Annotated in this window: 12 protein-coding genes and 1 tRNA gene; 3 read left to right on the top strand and 10 right to left on the bottom strand. The window is 60.9% G+C overall.

Translation table 11 applies throughout. From position 1 onward, the window contains the following. Window positions 1-41 precede the first annotated feature (41 nt). The 3 genes from AEQ67_RS07215 to ptsP are packed head-to-tail and all read right to left on the bottom strand — an operon-like array spanning window position 42 to window position 5,595. On the bottom strand, window positions 42-1,781 hold the full coding sequence (locus AEQ67_RS07215; RefSeq protein WP_059403201.1) for a PTS fructose-like transporter subunit IIB: 1,740 nt from the start codon (window positions 1,779-1,781) through the stop codon (window positions 42-44). Between the two features lie 11 nt (window positions 1,782-1,792). Further along, on the bottom strand, window positions 1,793-2,734 hold the full coding sequence (gene pfkB, locus AEQ67_RS07210; protein ID WP_059403200.1) for a 1-phosphofructokinase: 942 nt from the start codon (window positions 2,732-2,734) through the stop codon (window positions 1,793-1,795). Beyond that, on the bottom strand, window positions 2,734-5,595 hold the full coding sequence (gene ptsP / locus AEQ67_RS07205) for a phosphoenolpyruvate--protein phosphotransferase (protein ID WP_059403199.1): 2,862 nt from the start codon (window positions 5,593-5,595) through the stop codon (window positions 2,734-2,736). Before ptsP ends, pfkB begins: the two co-directional genes overlap by 1 nt. Before the next feature lie 288 nt (window positions 5,596-5,883). Here ptsP and cra point away from each other — a divergent pair, with 288 nt between their 5' ends. Together cra and AEQ67_RS07195 are read left to right on the top strand one after the other, a co-directional pair. Further along, window positions 5,884-6,879 carry a catabolite repressor/activator gene (gene cra / locus AEQ67_RS07200; RefSeq protein WP_059403198.1) on the top strand — a complete coding sequence of 332 codons (996 nt, stop codon included), beginning with the start codon at window positions 5,884-5,886 and terminating at the stop codon, window positions 6,877-6,879. Window positions 6,880-6,882: 3 nt separating this feature from the next. Continuing rightward, complete coding sequence (locus AEQ67_RS07195) at window positions 6,883-7,659, top strand: TatD family hydrolase (protein ID WP_059403197.1); 777 nt, start codon at window positions 6,883-6,885, stop codon at window positions 7,657-7,659. Here the strand turns inward: AEQ67_RS07195 and AEQ67_RS07190 are convergent, their stop codons facing one another. The 5 genes from AEQ67_RS07190 to AEQ67_RS07170 form a co-directional block, all read right to left on the bottom strand. Then, entirely contained in the window at window positions 7,660-8,049 is a 390-nt protein-coding gene (locus tag AEQ67_RS07190; RefSeq protein ID WP_059403196.1) for a hypothetical protein, read from the bottom strand. Window positions 8,050-8,283: 234 nt separating this feature from the next. Beyond that, window positions 8,284-10,314: a methyl-accepting chemotaxis protein gene (locus AEQ67_RS07185; RefSeq protein ID WP_059403195.1), complete on the bottom strand. Its 2,031-nt coding sequence runs from the start codon at window positions 10,312-10,314 to the stop codon at window positions 8,284-8,286. Between the two features lie 242 nt (window positions 10,315-10,556). Then, window positions 10,557-11,396: a regulatory signaling modulator protein AmpE gene (ampE, locus tag AEQ67_RS07180; RefSeq protein ID WP_059403194.1), complete on the bottom strand. Its 840-nt coding sequence runs from the start codon at window positions 11,394-11,396 to the stop codon at window positions 10,557-10,559. After that, window positions 11,393-11,953 carry a 1,6-anhydro-N-acetylmuramyl-L-alanine amidase AmpD gene (gene ampD / locus AEQ67_RS07175; protein ID WP_059403193.1) on the bottom strand — a complete coding sequence of 187 codons (561 nt, stop codon included), beginning with the start codon at window positions 11,951-11,953 and terminating at the stop codon, window positions 11,393-11,395. The genes ampE and ampD overlap by 4 nt, the downstream gene beginning before the upstream one ends. A gap of 63 nt (window positions 11,954-12,016) precedes the next feature. After that, complete coding sequence (locus AEQ67_RS07170) at window positions 12,017-14,227, bottom strand: DUF1631 domain-containing protein (RefSeq protein ID WP_059403192.1); 2,211 nt, start codon at window positions 14,225-14,227, stop codon at window positions 12,017-12,019. A 299-nt stretch (window positions 14,228-14,526) separates the two neighbouring features. Between AEQ67_RS07170 and nadC the strand changes: the two genes are divergently transcribed. Beyond that, window positions 14,527-15,375, top strand: a complete 849-nt coding sequence (gene nadC / locus AEQ67_RS07165) for a carboxylating nicotinate-nucleotide diphosphorylase (protein ID WP_059403191.1) — start codon at window positions 14,527-14,529, stop codon at window positions 15,373-15,375. A 118-nt stretch (window positions 15,376-15,493) separates the two neighbouring features. Here the strand turns inward: nadC and AEQ67_RS07160 are convergent, their stop codons facing one another. Further along, window positions 15,494-15,799: a DUF6388 family protein gene (locus AEQ67_RS07160; protein ID WP_059403417.1), complete on the bottom strand. Its 306-nt coding sequence runs from the start codon at window positions 15,797-15,799 to the stop codon at window positions 15,494-15,496. A gap of 290 nt (window positions 15,800-16,089) precedes the next feature. Further along, a tRNA-Thr gene (locus tag AEQ67_RS07155) sits at window positions 16,090-16,165 on the bottom strand. Window positions 16,166-16,273: the final 108 nt, after the last annotated feature.

Raw genomic sequence — 16,273 nt, 5'->3', positions numbered from 1 at the left:
GCCGTCTTCGCGGGCAAGCCTCGCTCCTACAAGGGCGGGTGTCAGGCGTTGACGGGTTCTATGGCCAACTCAACGACTTCCGGCCGCTTGAGCACTGCATACGCCACCGCCGTCAGCAGACTCCCGGCGACAATCGCCAGCAGATACAACAGCGCATGATTGATCGCATTCGGGATCGCCAACACAAACAACCCACCGTGCGGCGCCATCAACTTGCAGCCGAAATACATCGACAACGCACCGGTCAGCGCCCCCCCGGCGATGCTCGCCGGAATCACCCGCAACGGGTCTTTCGCGGCGAACGGAATCGCCCCTTCAGAGATGAAACACAGGCCCAACACCAACGCCGCTTTACCGGCCTCGCGCTCGGTCTGGGCAAACTTGCGCCGGGCAATAAACGTGGCGATGCCCAGACCAATCGGCGGCACCATCCCCGCCGCCATGGTCGCGGCCATCGGTGCATAACTCTGCGACGCCAACAGCCCCACCGAGAACGCATAAGCCGCCTTGTTGATCGGCCCGCCGAGGTCGACGCACATCATGCCGCCCAGCAGCACGCCGAGCAGAATGGCGTTGGTGGTGCCCATGCTGTCGAGGAACTGCGTCAGCCCCGCCAGCATCCCGGCCACCGGTTTGCCGACCACATAAATCATCACCAGACCGGTGAACAGGCTCGCCAGCAAGGGAATGATCAGGATCGGCTTCAGCGCCTCAAGGCTTTGCGGCAATCGCGCATAACGGTTGATCGCCTGGGCCGCGTAACCGGCGATGAAACCGGCAATGATCCCGCCGATAAAACCGGCGCCCAACGTACTGGCGAGCAGACCACCAATCATCCCCGGCGCCAGGCCCGGACGGTCAGCGATCGAGTAGGCGATGTACCCCGCCAGCAACGGCACCATCAGCTTGAACGCGGTCTCGCCACCGATCTGCATCAGGGCGGCGGCGAGGGTGCCTTCCTCCTTGAAAGCGGTGATGCCGAAGACGAACGACAAGGCGATCATCAGCCCGCCCGCCACCACCATCGGCAGCATGAATGACACACCGGTCAACAGGTGTTTGTAGACGCCGGTTTTCTCTTGCTTGGCCGGACCTTTGGCGCCGGTTGCCGCCGTTTCCTGTTTGCCTTCGGCGAGGGCTTTGTTCAACGTGGCTTCGGCTTGTTTCAACGCGATGCCGGTGCCGCAACGGTAAATTTTCTTGCCGGCGAAACGCTCGGTGGCGACTTCGATATCGCAGGCCAGCAGCACCACATCGGCATCGGCAATCGCCGCTGCGCTCAGAGGATTGCGCGCACCGACCGAGCCCTGGGTTTCCACCTGCAAATCGTAGCCCAGACGCTTGGCCGTTTGCTGCAAGGCTTCGGCCGCCATGAAGGTGTGAGCGACACCGGTTGGGCAGGCCGTGATCGCGACCAGGCGCGGAGCACTTTTACTGACCTCAACTGGCTCGACGACGGCTTCGGGAGCAACGTAAACCCGAGCCTCTTCAGCACCCCGGCGCAACACCGCTTCGACATCTTGCAGCGCCTGAGCCGGGGTACTCTGGAACACGCGTTTGCCGACGAATCGCGACAGGTCCACAGGCGTGCTGGTCACCAGCAAGACCCATTCGGCGGCCTCGATGGTGGCTGCCGACAATTGTCGTTCTGGATGCGCCGCATCGTTGACTTCGACACTGGTGCTCCAGCCCTGACGCTGAGCCGCTGCATCGAGCAACCGCGCGCACAGCACACTGGTGACCATGCCGTTCGGGCAGGCCGTAACAATGGCTAACTTCATGACAAACCCTCTTATTGTTCTGTCAGGGTGCGGATGCGCACGCCCTGTTCGAGCCGCGCCAATTGCGCCGCATCGCCAATGCCGAAACCGATCTGGGTGACCGCCATCGCGGCAATCGCCGTGGCAGTGCGCAAGGTCTGTTCAGGCGTGTCGGCACTGAGCAAACCGTGGAGCATGCCGGCCAGCAACGAATCGCCGGCGCCCACCGTGCTGACCACGCTGACCTTGGGCGGCGTCGCGTGCATCGCCGAGCCGACGCTGAACCAATTCACGCCATCAGCGCCGTGGGAAATCACCACATGCTCGATGCCTTGCGCGTGCAAGCGGCTCGCCGCTTCGGCCTGGGCCGTGACCGCAACCACCTCGCAACCGAGCACGTCGGCCAGCTCTTCGGTGGTGGGTTTGATCAGCCACGGGCCGGCATTGAGCGCGGCCCGCAACGCTTCACCGCTGGTGTCCAGCGCCACGTTCAAGCCGAGATTTTTCAAGCGCAAAACCAACGCTTCCAACCATAGCGGGCTGATGCCTTGGGGCAGGCTGCCTGCGACGACGACCGCATCATGGCCGGGCGCAATGTGATCCAATCGATCAAGCAACGCCTGCTGCGCCGCTTCACTGACCAAGGGTCCGGGACCGTTGATGTCGGTGATGCGCCCAGCGCTTTCCGCCAGTTTGATGTTGCTGCGGGTCTCGCCGGGTACACGGATGAACGCGTCGACAAACCCGCGTTTGGCGAACAGGGTTTCGAACGCTTGAAGGTTATCTTCACCGAGGAAACCGCTGACCGTGAGCTGATGCCCAAGGTCCGCCAGCACCTGCGCCACGTTCACGCCTTTGCCGGCGGCGTGGGTGTGCATCTCGTCGCTGCGGTTGACTTGACCGGGTGCAAGGACCGGCAACTGAACGGTAAGGTCCAGCGCCGGGTTGAGGGTCAGGGTCAGGATCTTGGCCATTACAAAGCCTCCACTAATGCGCGCACTTCATTCGCGCTGCCCACGGCCAGGGCCTGTTGGGCAAGGGTTTGGGTCTGGGCCAGGCTGAGTTCGCGGATGCGCGCCTTGACCTCGGCAATGCTGCGACCCGAGACGCTGAGTTCATCGACACCGAGACCGACCAGCACCGGCACCGCCAGCGGCTCGGCCGCCAGCTCGCCACACACGCCGACCCACTTGCCATGGGCATGGGCCGCGCGCACGGTGATGTCGATCAGTTGCAGCACCGCCGGATGCAAGCCGTCCGCCTGGGCCGACAACGTCGGGTGACCACGGTCGATGGCCAGGGTGTATTGGGTCAGGTCGTTTGTGCCGACACTGAAAAAATCGACCTCTTTGGCCAGTACCGGCGCCAGTAATGCCGCCGACGGTACTTCGATCATGATCCCCAACTGCAAATCCGCCACCAGGATTTCCAGGCGCAGGCGCTCGGTCATGTCCCGGGCCTGACGCCACTCATCGACGCTGCCAGCCATCGGGAACATGATCCGCAGCGGCCGGTTGTCGGCAGCACGCAGCAAGGCGCGCAATTGCGCTTCCATGATGTGCGGGCGTTGCAGGGTCAGGCGAATGCCGCGCACGCCGAGAAACGGGTTTTCTTCTTTCGCGTTCGGCCAATACGGCAGCGGTTTGTCACCACCGACGTCGAGGGGGCGCACCACCAGCGGACGGCCGGCCAGGCCATCGAGGACGCGACGGTATTCCACTCCTTGAGTGGCCTCGTCCGGCGCCTGCGAGCGGGCCATGAAAATCAGTTCGGTACGCAGCAGGCCAATGCCTTCGGCACCCTGCTCCACCGCGCTGGTGACGCCAGCGCTTTCGCCGATGTTGGCGAACACTTCGACTGCATGACCGTCAGTGGTCAGTGCCGGTTGATGACGTTGTTCGGCGGCCGCTTTCAGCCGTTGTTCGCGGGTGTCGCGCTCTTCGGTGGCGCGCTGCAACGTCGCTGCATCGGCGTCCACATGCAGACGACCGCGCTGGCCATCGAGCAACAACGGCGTGCCCGGCGCCAGCAGCAGCACCGCTGCACCCGCGCCGACCAATGCCGGAATGCCGAGGGCGCGCGCGACGATGGCGCTGTGAGCGGTGGCGCCACCACGGGCGGTCAGAATGCCGGCGACACGGGCCGGATCGAGACGCGCAACGTCGGACGGGCCGACTTCGTCCATCACCAGAATGTACGGTTGATCGGGTTCGCTCGGGGTCTCGACACCACAAAGCTGCGCCAGCACGCGACGACCGATGTCGCGCAAGTCGGCGGCACGTTCGGCGAGTAAGGCGTCCTGCAGCGACTCCTGTTGCTTGGCGGCGGCCTCGATCACCGCCATCCACGCCGCTTCGGCGCTTTCGCCTTGCTTGAGGCGGGTGTCGACTTCATCGGTGAGTTCCGGGTCGTCGAGCATCTCTTGATGGGTGATGAAAATCTCGCGAATCGCCTTGGACTTGCTGCGCTCGATCAGCCCTTGGATATCACGACGCACGTCGGCCAACGCCTGCTGCAGACGCTCGCGCTCGATGGCGGCGGACTCACCGCGCAGCGGGTATTCGATCGCTTGCAGCACTTGAATATGCGCCGGGCCGATGGCGATGCCCGGTGCGGCGGCGATGGCTTGAACCAGACTGCCGGAGGCCGGTGCGAGCAATACCTCGGCAACGTCGGCCATCACTTCACGTTGCTGACTGACGGCCGGCAACGGCTCGACTTCTTCACCGAGGCCTTCTTCGATGGCGGCGAGCAAGGCTGGCAAGGCATCGGCAGCGATACTCGGTTCGGCGACGAATTCCAGCACCTGACCGCGACGGGCACCGAGGCTGAGCAGCTTGCTCAAGCTCTTCACCGACACCGCGCTGTCCTGGCCATCGACAATGCGCACGCGGATTTCGCCTTCAAAACTTTTCGCCAGTTGCGCGAGGATCTTGGCCGGCCGCGCATGCAAACCGTGAGCGTTGGCCAGCGCAATACGCGCGCTCGGCCAGTCGGCCGGCAACTCACCACCCAGCACTTCAAGGACTTTACGGCTGCTGGTGGCGCGGCCCAATTCGTGGCCACGTCCTTCGATCAGCAACGCACAGAGGCGTTCGAGCAAGGCCTGATGGGCTTCGCCGAGGCTGGCCAGGCAAAACAGCCCGCTCAACGGCTGGCCGAGATAGCGCATCGGTTTGTCCGGGGTGACGAACGCCAGGCCCGGACGCTTCACCGTTTGTTCGCTGTGCAACCACCACAGGCCATCGCCCAGCGGCAGTGCTTCGACTTGCTGCAACACCGCGGAAAAACCGTTGCTCACGCAGTCGGCCTGGCGCAGCAAACGCGCACCGCGCCAAACCAGCTCTTCGAAATCGTCGGCGGACACCCCGAGGCCGATCATCTGCGCATCCAGCGCCAGTTCCTGCGGCGCGCCTTGCAGCAGTTTCAGCAAGGCTTCGGCGGAACTGGCGCGGCGCAGGGCCTGGCCCAGATCGGTTTCGCCAAGGGCGCGGGTCAGCAGTTGCAACAGGCGCAGGTGTTCATCGGATTTGGCCGCAATACCAATCGCCAGGTAGACGATCTGACCGTCACCCCAATCCACGCCCTCGGGGAACTGCATCAGCCGCACGCCGGTGGTAAACACCAGGTCGCGGGTGTCGGGCGTACCGTGGGGGATGGCAATACCTTGACCGAGAAAGGTCGAGCCCTGGGCTTCGCGCGCCTGCAAACCGGCGAGGTAACCCTCGGCGACCAGGCCATCGGCGACCAGATGCTGGGCCAGCAAGTGCAACGCTGCGGATTTATCCACCGCCGACTGGCCCATGGATATCTGCTCTATGGTGAGCTCGAGCATGCTTTCTCCTTTTTGGCACCTGATGGCGCCAGGTATTGTTTTGAATGATTCAGCTTAGGCTTTTGGTCATCACTTTTGGCGGTTTCGCGGCAGAACCGTCCAAAGAGCCCATAACGTAGAAAATACGCTTGCTGAAACGTTTAATCTAGAATGATTGGCACGTTACTCGATAATGTCCCATCCTTGAAGTCCAACTTGTCGGAGTGTTGCGACAATGGTCGCCTGCCCGAATCGGGTAGGATTGACGAAAATGTCGGGGCAAGCTCGAACAAACAAGGAAATCCCGGGTTGAAACTCAGTGATATCGCCCAGTTGGCCGGTGTGTCCGTTACCACCGCCAGCTACGTCATTAATGGCAAGGCAGAACAGCAACGGATCAGCAGCGCCACCGTCGAGCGCGTGCGCGCGGTCGTCGAACAACATGGCTTCACGCCCAATCCCCAAGCGGCCGGGCTGCGCAGTCGGCACACCCGCACCCTGGGTTTCATCCTGCCGGACCTGGAAAACCCCAGTTACGCGCGGATCGCCAAATTGCTTGAGCAAGGTGCCCGGGCTCGCGGCTATCAACTGTTGATCGCCAGTTCCGATGATGCACCGGACAGCGAACGGCAACTGCTGAAACTGTTCCGCGCCCGACGCTGCGATGCGTTGATCGTCGCCAGTTGCCTGCCGGCCGGTGACGACAGTTATCACCAGTTACAGGCCAAAGGCATTCCGATCATCGCCATCGACCGGGTCATGGAGCCCGAGCATTTCTGCTCGGTGATCAGCGACGACCGCGAGGCGAGCCTGCAATTGACCCGCAGTCTACTGGACCCGTTGCCCAAGCAGATCGCGCTGATCGGTGCACGCCCCGAATTGAGCATCAGCCAGGAGCGCGCCGGCGGGTTCAAAGAGGCGCTGGCCGGGTTCAAAGGCGAGGTGCTGATCGAGCACGGCGAGTCGTTCAGCCGCGAGTGCGGCAAACAATTGATGGAAGAGTTGCTGCAGCGCCTGGGCCATTTGCCGGATGCGCTGGTGACTACCTCCTACGTGCTGCTGCAAGGCGTGTTCGACGCCCTGCATGACTTCCCGCTGAGAACCCGTCCGCTGCGCCTCGGCACCTTCGGCGACACGCAGTTGCTGGACTTTCTGCCGTTGCCGGTCAACGCCATGGCCCAGCAACATCAGCTGATCGCCGACAAGGCCCTCGCACTGGCTCTGGCTGCCATCGAGAAGTCCGATTACCAACCCGGCGTGCAGGCCATCGCGCGGACGTTCAAGCAGCGTATTCACCAGGACTGAACCGTGGAGCTGATCGACACCCACACGCATCTGGATTTTCCCGACTTCGACGCGGATCGTCAGGCGCTGCTGGCCGAAAGCCGCGCCCTCGGGGTGCGGCGGATCGTGGTGCTGGGGGTTTATCAGGCTAATTGGCAACGGGTTTGGGACCTGGTGCAGAGCGATCCCGACCTGCATGCGGCATTCGGTTTGCACCCGGTGTATCTGGATGATCATCGCCCCGAAGACCTGACAGGACTCGGCGACTGGCTGACGCGGCTGGCCGGTCATCGGCAGCTGTGTGCGGTGGGTGAAATCGGCCTGGACTACTTCATCGAAACCCTTGATCGCGAGCGTCAGCAGGCGCTGTTCGATGCGCAGCTGCAACTGGCGGTGGACTTCAATCTGCCGGCGCTGATCCACGTGCGACGTAGCCACGCGGCGGTGATTGCCACGCTCAAACGGTTTCGCTTGAAACGTGCGGGGATCATCCACGCCTTCGCCGGCAGCAAGGAAGAAGCCCGCGAATACACCAAGCTCGGTTTCAAACTGGGCTTGGGCGGCGCCGCGACCTGGCCACAGGCGCTGCGCATGCACCGTGTGCTCGCCGAGTTGCCCCTTGAGTCGGTGGTGCTGGAAACCGACTCACCGGACATGGCGCCCGCCATGTTCCCCGGTCAACGCAACAGCCCGGCGCATCTGCCGGCGATCTGCTCGGCACTGGCCGCGATCATGGCGATCAGCCCTGAGCAATTGGCCGCCGCCAGCACTGCCAACACCTGTGAGCTGTTTAACTGGTAATCAGTTGACGTGAGCCTTGGCGGCTTCAAGTGTCAGCGTCATGTGGTGCCGGTGGCGGGCAAACCGCATGACGATGAAGTAGACGAAAATCGCCAGTAGCGAAAAATTCAGCTGCTCGACGACGCTGAGTATCCCGACCCACTCCAGTACCAACGCCACCAGCAACGCGGTGCAGACCATGACCAATGTGCTCGCCCGCAGCCATGCCAGGGAGTCGAGGGACTTGAAGCGCTTGATCTGTTGCGGATCGTTCAACTGCAAGGCTTTCTCGCAGTGGCAACAGGTGAATGCCTCGTTGATGGCGATAGCGTTGAGTTGCCAGGGTTTGAGCAGCAGCGTGCTCCCACAATGGGCGCAGTGCCCCTGGACTCCAATTGTTGCAGCAGACATAACCGGGCCTCCTCCATGCGGTCTGTAGATCTTCCTTCATTGAAGACCATAAACCAGCCTACGGAAGAAAACAGGAATCTTCTGACCTGATGAGGAAATAAATACTACAGATTGTGCGCAAAAACTGTGGGAGCGGGCTTGCCCGCGATGAGGCCATCAGCTTCAACATTGATGTTGTCTGCCAGTCCGCAATCGCGGGCAAGCCCGCTCCCACAGTTGATTCAGCGTGTGGCCTCAGACGCGGAACGCACTGATCAACTGTTTGAGTTCCACCACCTGCGCCGACAACGCACGGCTCGCATCTTCGGTCTGGTGCGCGCCTTCGGCGGTACGTTCGCCGGCGCGGTTGATCTCGACGATGTTCTGGTCGATGTCGTGCGCCACGGCCGTCTGCTGTTCCACCGCAGCGGCGATCTGCTGGTTTTGATCAACGATCATGCCGACCGCGCCGAGGATGTTTTCCAACGCTTGCTGGACCTTTTCCGACTGCCCCACCGTGCCGTTGGCCATCTGATGACTGGTGCCCATGGCCTTGACCGCAGCACCGACGCCGCTGTGCAGCTTGGCGATCATCTGCTCGATTTCTTCGGTCGATTGCTGGGTACGCTTGGCGAGGGTCCTGACTTCATCCGCGACCACCGCAAAACCACGGCCCTGCTCACCGGCCCGCGCGGCTTCGATGGCCGCATTCAGCGCCAACAGGTTGGTTTGTTCGGCGATGCTTTTGATCACTTCCAGTACGCGGCTGATGGATTGGCTGTCGTTGGCCAGTTGGTTGATCACCAACACCGATTGATCGATTTCAGTGGCCAACGCAGCGATGCTGCCTTGTTGCGATTGCACCAGGCCGCGACCGCTAATGGTCTCGTCGTTGACGCTGTGGGCGCTGCTGACCGCGGCGGCGGCACTGCGTGCCACTTCCAGCGAGGTGGCCGACATCTGGTTCATCGCCGTGGCGACTTGCTCGATCTGCGAACGCTGCCCCGCCACGGCCTGGTTGCTCTGGGCGGATACATTCTCGACCTGACCGGCCTGCCGCTCGCCCTCGCTAACGGTCTGCCCCACCCGTTCGATCAGGTCATGGATTTTCTTCACGGTGCCGTTGAACACCTCGCCCAACTCGCCCAGTTCACCGCGGCTGTTGGCGCTGAAGGTCACGGTCATGTCGCCCGCCGCCACTTTGTCCATCACGGCGCCCAGACGCTTGAGGGTGGTGCGGGTCGAGGCGTAGAAACCGCCGTAGAGATAAAAGATCAACACAAACACCACCGACAGCGCCACGGCTTGCAACACCATGTGGGTGCGGTTCTGGTCCAGGCGTTGCTGCAACTGGCTGCCGAGAAACTTCAGGGTCGCTTCATTGAGTTGGTAGGTCTGGTCCATCAGGCTCGTAATCTGATCGTAAAAACCCTGCCACGGCGCATCGAGCGTGTCCGCCATCACCACTTGCTCTTCAAACAGCTCACTGGCCTTTTTCAACGACGCCTTGCTGCTTTCAGCCTGGGTCGCCAGGGCCTCTTTTGCGGCTTTGCTGGAGCCCAGGGCATCCTGCAACTTCAGCCCGTATTCGGCCTGGAGCTTTTCAATCTGCGCCAGCAGCTCATCGAAACGGGTGCTCGACGCCGAATTGAGAAACCCTTGCCCCAGCGAAAACGAGCCCATCGCCCGACCTTCACCGAGCAACTGGGTAACGGGTGGCGTGACGTTGGTGATGAGTTCGCTCAGCTGGCGCATGTCGCTCTGCGTGTCGCGACTGAGGCCAGCCTGACTGGCGATGATCTGGCTGAAAATCTGCGCGTTGCCGAGCAACTTGGCGATCATCCCGCTTTTGCTTTGCAGGGAGCTTTCCGCTTGTTGGGCCTTGAACGCGGCGATCATTTCATCGCGCTTGGTATCGAAAACCGCGATTTGCTCCGGGTCGGTGGTCATCGCCGTCAACCCTTGCAAACGGCTCAACACGCTTTGCCCCAGGGTGCTGATCTGCGACTCGACATTGCCGGCCTTGCCGGACTGGCCGAGGGTGACGTTGATCTGCACCAGGTTGTTCAGGGTTTCCAGATCGCGGCGCAACGTCAAGCTGCTGCCCAGCAGATCGAGGCTTTGCAGCTCGACGCGAGTGCCGTGGAATTCGCGATAAGAATCGCGCACCAGATAGAAGTTGGTCACCAGCATCGGCACCAGGAACAGCACGCTGATCAGGCTGAACTTCATACCGAAGCTCAGACGGTTCATCAGCGCGACAGCGGGATAGAGCAAGCTCTTCACTGGAAGTCTCCCTTTGATTTCTTATTTTTATTGGCAGGCGCGGGTCGAGAGCAGATAGCCACTATTCGGCGCCAGCTCTGTATAACTTAAATCGGCGGGAGGTTTTGTAACTTAAGGTTAACGGCAGACACACGGTACTGTAGGAGCGAGCTTGCTCGCGATGGACGTTAACGATACCGCGCGGTTACTGGATAAACGCGACGCTCTTGAGTCCATCGCGAGCAAGCTCGCTCCTACAGGGACTAGCGGATCAAGACAGTCCACAGCGCAAAACCGGCATACCAGAGCACCGCGGCTCGCAGTAGCAACTCCCAGATCCGATCGAGGTTGTTGATGCCGTCCGGCCCGACCACCGGGGCCGGAATCTCACCGGCCACCAGGCCGACCTTCTCGATCAACTGAGCGGCGCTGATGTTCCAGTTCAGCAGCTCGTGCACCATCACACGACCCACCGCGACAAAGTTACCCACCAGGGCAAAACTCGCCGCCAGCAGACGCACCGGCACCCAATCGAACGCGTGACGCAACTGTGTAGCGCGTTCGACCACGGCCGGGTTCTGCCCGTGTTCTTCGGTCAGGGCCAGCAGTCGATAGCTCAGCGCCGCGACCGGGCCGAGCAGGAAGTACCAGAAAATCACTGCAAAAAAGCTCTGATAAGCCTCCCACAGCAAGTGCCCCTCGACCCGTTCGAGCAATTGCTCGCCGCTGTCGGCGCAGATATCCACGTCGCGTTTTGCCACATGGGCAGCGGCTTGCAGGTCTTCCCGGCGCCAGGCGTCACGAAACGGCCCGAGACCGGCCAGCAAATCGCCACGCCCCAGACTGTAAATCACCACCAGCAAGTGCACCGGCAACGCCAGCAGACCGTAGCCAACCGGTTCCAGCACCAGCAACAGCAAACCCAACAGCGCTACCGGCAACAACACCAGCACCACCAGGACCAGCCACGGACTTTTCGCCAGACGCGGGCTCGATTCCAGTTTGTGCAACTCGCGCACCCAACCGCCATCACGCTGAACCCGATGGCGCAGGGCCGAGAACTTCTCGATCCAGACCGCCAACAGCAACACCAGAAAACTCATTGTTGTTCCTCTATTACCAGGGCCGCGCGATAGCGTGCCCAGTCGAATGCGGGCCCCGGATCGGTTTTGCGTCCGGGTGCGATGTCGCTGTGCCCGCAGATGCGTTGGGCGGTGATGGCCGGGAAAGCGCTTTGCAGCTGCCGGGTCAGGGTCGTCAACGCGTCATATTGAGCGTCGGTGAACGGCAGATCATCCGTGCCTTCAAGCTCGATGCCCACGGAAAAATCGTTACAGGTTTCCCGCCCTTCGAAGCTTGAGACACCGGCGTGCCAGGCGCGCTCAAGACAAGAGACAAACTGAGTGACTGTGCCGTCACGCTCAATCAGAAAATGCGCAGATACCCGCAGGTCAGCAATCCCTTCAAAGTAGGGATGCTCCGTGACATCCAGACGATTCTGGAAAAATTCCTGCACCTTGCCGGTGGCGAATTGCGCTGGCGGCAGGCTGATGTTGTGAATCACCAGCAGGGAAATTTCGCCCATGGGGCGCGCATTGAAGTTGGGCGAAGGGCATACACACACGCCCTGACACCAACCGCTCGCGAGGTCCAACTGCATACAGGTTCCTTCAACGACGACTGTGTGGTGCCCAGTATGCCGCGATAGACCCTCGGGGCGCGATCACTTGCCGCGATTGAGGCGCCGCAAATTGCCGATCACCGACTCAAGGGCCCGGTCGAACAGCAAGGTGTCGTCGAGCGCACGCACCACACCACGGCGAAATTCCAGGGCCAGGCCAGTGCGGCTGCGCTCCAGCACTTTCATCCCGGTGCGGTCGACGAAAATGTATTTGCCGGTGGCGTCAATGATTGCCGCCAGTTTGCAGCGCAGGGTGTTTTCCCGGTCTTCCTGAAACTCCACCCAGCACCCTGGGCGCAGCTGATCGACTTGGAGCAAACCCGCATCGTCCGGCGGCAGACGGATTGCAGGCGTTTCGATCGGGCCTTCATCGGCGGTCCGCAGGACGATTTCCTCGCGCACTTCGATCATCACTGGCACATCAGCAGGCTGTTCATGTTTTTGCCCCGGAGATTCGAACAGCTGAACATGCAAAGTTTCCAGTTCACTGAAAAACTCACCGGTGGCAAACGGATCGAACGCCGAACTGCTCAATCCGTCGCGCAATGACTTGAGCAACCCCGGCACCAGGGCCAACAGGCGCAAGCTCGCGTCAGGTTCGTCGTGGCGCTGTACGCTCCAGATCAACTGTTCCATGGTCTGCACATCGGCGTGCCACTCGGCCGACTGATCGCCGTATTTGAGGCACGTCAGCAGCAGCACTTTGCTCCAGGCTTCCTGGACAAACGCTACCACGCCTTGCGGTAGCACTTTGCCCAGCAACGCCCGGTTCAGCGCCTGCTCGACTCGCTGGCGGGCCAGTTCGGTTTTGGCGCGGCCCTCTTCGGCGTCACGGGTGCGCTGCTCCAGCAACTCGCTGCGACGGCGCTCGTCACTGGTGAACGCAAGAAAGTCCGCCAGCAGCTCGGAAAATATCGCCGGATCATCACCAAAATCGTTCAACAAGCGCTGCACCACTTGCTCGATGCGCAGGTACAGGCTGTCGCGCTGATGGTCATCGCACCCGCCCCAACCCAAGGCAGCGGTGGCGATTTCGTTGAGCAGGCGCCGGGCCGGGTGACTGCTGCGGCTGAAGAAGCTTTTGTCGAGCACCGCCACTTTCAGCATGGGGATCTGCAAGCGGCCAATCAACGCCTTGAGAGAGTCCGGCAGGTTGCGGTCGTCGAGGATGCTTTCGAAGAGCATGGCGATCAGGTTGATCACGTCTTCGTCGGCCACCCCGACCACCCGCGACTTGCCGCTTTTAACGCTGACCCGGGTCAGCAGTTGTTCGAGCTGGTTACGCAGGTCGAAGTCGTCCTGGGCGGCCGGCGACGGCACGTATTGCTGCAAGTGCGAGAGCAGGCGCAGCAGGTCGCGGGTGGAAATTGGCTGGGTCTGGGCACTGGCCTCGAGTGTAGGCGCGACGCTGCCGCGAACGTGCAGCAGCAGCTCCTGCAACGCCGCGAAAACTTCCTGCACGCCGTCGTCGATCTGCGCGCTGCTGGCGCGAGTGCCGGTGGGTGCAGTTTCTTCACGGACACTGGCGGCCGCACGATCCGTGGCCCGGCGTGCCGGGGCAGGCTTGAGGTCGGGCAACACGCCGGTGGCGATCAGTAATTGATTGGCTTCGCTGTAGAGCTGATCGGCGCCGCTCAGCACGTAGCGTTCAAACAGTTTGAGGATGATCAGCTTGACCTTGATCTCCACCCCCAGGTGGCGCCCCGCCTGCAAGAAATACTCACAGAGCATCGCCGGCCCCATGGGGTTGAGCTGATCGACAAGCTCCCGACCCAGCATGGCGTTGAGTCGGGCAGTCAGCTGGCCGAGCGCGAAACCGTCGCGGTTGAGCACTTTACTGACCATGGCTTGCACCGCCACGTTACGCTCCATGTCGTCATTGGGTTGCGGAACCGAAGCGTCGAAGGCCAATGCCTGGGGCAAGCCAGCTTGTGTGGTGTCGTATTGGGTGAGGCTGACAAACGCCTCGAAGAAGTGTTCGAGAAAAACCCGTTCGATGCTTTTCCGCTTGAGGCGCAAGTCGCGCATGGCCTCGAAGAAAATATTCTGTTCGACGTCATTGCGCGCCCGATCGGCCATTTCGAACAACGTGTCGTCGGCGTTATCGAACAGCGCCTGCAAAGCCAGCCTGAGCTGTTGTGCGGCCTTGTCGCGAACCTGAAGCAGAGTCACAGGCAGGCGGGCGAGCGGCGAGTGAGTCGCCTGATCGGTAGCCGCCTTGTGCAAAGGCACTACATTCCCGTCGTTGTGCATCCTGCCTCCTGAAACGGTGAGTCTTTGGTTCGATAAGAAAGATGCGCCAGCCAAAAAGCCAGCGCGTCAAAGCCATGACGTCAAATGCAAGGCAGATTATCTTGCAAAAGGTTACACCTGTACCAGCAGACTCTGCGCTTACTGTCGAAATAGACGTTTAAGGCAGACCTATGCTTAGTGCCAATTGCACGAGTGAATCGACCAAATGCAGGTTTCAGAGTGATGGGAAGGTCGCTGATGCCTTGGGTTGCTCCACACCATGGCCCTATAATCGGGCCACTTTGTTTGTGGAGTCCGTTATGCCGAATCTACGTCTCGCCGATTTGACCGCCGAAATCGAAGCCAACGTGCGCCGTGCGTTGCTCGAAGACATCGGCAGCGGCGACATCACCGCGCAGTTGATCCCGGCCGAACGCCTGGCCAAAGCCACCATCATCACCCGCGACGCCGCTGTCATCGCCGGCACCGCTTGGGTCGATGCGGTTTTCCGGCAACTGGACCCGCGGGTTGCCGTGCACTGGCAAGTGCGCGATGGCGAACGGGTCAAACCCAATCAGGCGCTGTTCCACCTCGAAGGCCCGGCACGCTCACTGCTGACGGGCGAACGCAGTGCGCTGAACTTCCTGCAATTGCTCTCTGGCGTGGCCACTCGCGCGCAATACCTGGCGGATTTCGTTGGCGAGACTCAGGTAAAACTGCTCGACACCCGTAAAACCCTGCCGGGCCTGCGCCTGGCCCAAAAGTACGCAGTGACCTGCGGCGGTTGCCACAATCACCGGATTGGCCTGTATGACGCTTTCCTGATCAAGGAAAACCATATTGCCGCTTGCGGTGGCATTCCTGAGGCGATCAATGCTGCGCACAAGATTGCACCGGGCAAACCGGTGGAGATCGAAGTGGAAAGCCTGGCAGAGCTGAAAGAGGCCCTGGCGGCCGGTGCCGACATCATCATGCTCGATGAGCTGAGCCTGGATGACATGCGCGAAGCCGTGCGTTTGAACGCCGGCAAGGCAAAACTGGAGGCCAGTGGCGGGATCAACGAAAGCACGCTGCTGCCGATCGCCGAAACCGGAGTGGATTACATCTCGATTGGTGCGATGACCAAGGATGTGAAGGCTGTCGATCTGTCGATGCGCCTGAGTCTCTGATCACATCAAACTGTAGGAGCGAGCTTGCTCGCGATGGTCGTTAACGAAAACGCGTGTTTACTGGCTAAACGCGCCGCTCTTGAGTCCATCGCGAACAAGCTCGCTCCTACATGTTTTTTCAGACCACCAGATTATTCATCTCACAGTATTCTTCCCACTCGACGCCCAACACTTCAGCCGCCTCTTTATGCAAAACCAGACGCGCCGCCTCGAACTCTTCAGGCGTCGAGGTGTACTTGAGCGTCAGCTCCCAAGGCTGCAAGCCTTGCGATTCCGCTTCGTCCTCGAACGCCCACTGGATCTGGTCTTTCTGATCGTCGGCGGGCAGGTCTTTGATCTCTTCGGCTAGCTGGGGCGAATCCAGCAAGTACTTCTTCAGCGCTTCTTCGTGTCTGGCTTCTTGGGTCAATTCTTTAACGGTCATGTCGTTCTCGCTGATCTGGGGAATGGAAGATGGATCTGGATCATCAAGGATCTCTCTGACGCAAAAAACCGTGTGAAGCCCGGTTTGTCTGGCCTTCAGAACCATTCTGGGATCATTTGAAAACTGCAGGGTGGAGCTCATGCAGCTCCGAATATAGGACCTTTGGCTGACGATTTATACGGCTCTTTACATCAAATCTACAAAAAACCGGACGCCATCAGGGACAACGCGCTGAACAGGCTCAACCGCACCGGCAAGGAGCCGGGCAGAAAAGCAAATGACGAAGAGAGTGGTGCCCGAGACAGGAATCGAACCTGCGACCTTCGCGTTACGAGTGCGCTGCTCTACCGGCTGAGCTACACGGGCGATGGGCTAAACCTAGCACTGGCTTTGGGGTCCGGCAACTTCACCCAGCGTTTCAGTTTTGTGCAGACAAAAAAATGCCCCGCAGCTTTCACTGCGGGGCATTTCTTA

This window comes from Pseudomonas sp. RIT-PI-q, from assembly GCF_001297125.1.
In the GTDB taxonomy this organism is placed as follows: Bacteria; Pseudomonadota; Gammaproteobacteria; order Pseudomonadales; family Pseudomonadaceae; genus Aquipseudomonas.
This window is presented reverse-complemented; position numbering and strand designations above follow the sequence as displayed.